Source organism: Pedobacter nototheniae, assembly GCF_004335085.1.
GTDB lineage: Bacteria > Bacteroidota > Bacteroidia > Sphingobacteriales > Sphingobacteriaceae > Pedobacter > Pedobacter nototheniae.
In genome coordinates, this window is record NZ_RQRS01000056.1 from 1 (window position 1) to 1265 (window position 1265).

Here is a 1265-nt window from a genome sequence, read left to right on the forward strand (position 1 = left end):
TGGAATTGCAATATAAAAGTGGAGACATTTTATGCCGCTTCTGTTTTATTTTTCAGCATTGCTCTTTCAACCTGAACTGGGGTTCTGTAATCAAGTGCCGAATGTCTTCTTTTCCTATTGTACCATACCTCGATATAATCGAATATTTCCAACTTTGCCTGTGCCCTGGTTTCAAACTTTCTGTGGTATACCATTTCAGTTTTTAAGGTTTTGAAAAAGCTTTCTGCAATGGCATTATCCCAACAATTCCCTTTTCTACTCATACTTTGCAATACCGGTAGCCCCTTAAAGCATCTACGGAACTCATGGCTGGCATATTGGATACCCTGGTCGCTGTGGAAAATGAGCTCACTTTTCAAGGGTCTGTTCTTTATAGCCATTTTCCATGCATCTACAACGGTTGAACCAGCACTCATGCTATTATCCATACTCCAACCGATGATTTTTCGGTCTGCCAGATCCATGACCACAGTGAGGTAAAGCCATCCTTCACAAGTTCTGATGTAAGTGATATCACTTACCCATTTCTCCCCTGTACTGGTGGTACTGAAATCCCTCAACAGCAGGTTTTCATTTACTGGATAAAGGTGATTGGAATTGGTGGTCACCTTATATTTACGTTGCATGATACTCTTTATTCCATTTCTGCACATCAATCTTGCTATCCGTGGACGTGAGACTCTTATGCCATCAGCATTCAGTTCTTTGGTAATACGTGGACTACCGTAACGACCCTTGCTCATTGAATATACTGCTTTGAGCTTAACCAGTAATTCGGAGTTCTGTTGTTGCCAAAAGCCTACCGGATCCTTGGTCCATTTGTAATAGGAACTGCTGCTGATCCCAAAAAAGGACGACATCTTCTCTACGGGGTAGATCGCTTTATGCTCAGCTATAAATCTGTATACCCCCCGTCTCCCTTGGAAAAGATGCCTACCGCCTTTTTTAAGATATCACGCTCAAGTTCAGCGTTTTTCAACGCCTTTTTCAATCTTCTGATCTCCATCTGCTCGGGGCTCAAACCCGCAACATCCATCATAATCTTGCCACCGTTGAACTCTGGATTGTTGCGCCACTTGCTCAGTCTAGAGGGGGACAAGTCCAATTCCTCAGCAGCCTCCTTTACAGAACCTTTAAGCCTAGACAACTCTACAGCCATCTTTTTGAATTCATCATCAAATACCCTGTGTTTCATATTAGTCAAATTTAAAATTACTCCTTTAAATCTGCGAGATAAATGTCTCTACTCAAAGGTAGCAACTCCA

Annotated in this window: 2 protein-coding genes; both read right to left on the reverse strand. The window is 42.1% G+C overall.

Annotated elements, in window-relative coordinates:
- Positions 1-29 precede the first annotated feature (29 nt).
- Entirely contained in the window at positions 30-896 is an 867-nt protein-coding gene (locus EHC72_RS22455; RefSeq protein WP_394346899.1) for an IS3 family transposase, read from the reverse strand.
- A complete protein-coding gene (locus EHC72_RS23340) occupies positions 893-1195 on the reverse strand; it encodes a transposase (RefSeq protein ID WP_394346898.1) in 303 nt (100 codons plus the stop codon). The genes EHC72_RS22455 and EHC72_RS23340 overlap by 4 nt, the downstream gene beginning before the upstream one ends.
- Positions 1196-1265: the final 70 nt, after the last annotated feature.

Coding starts and splice junctions, on each gene's coding strand:
- EHC72_RS23340 (WP_394346898.1), bottom strand. CDS start 1,195: ATGAAACACAGGGTATTTGATGATGAATTCAAAAAGATGGCTGTAGAG.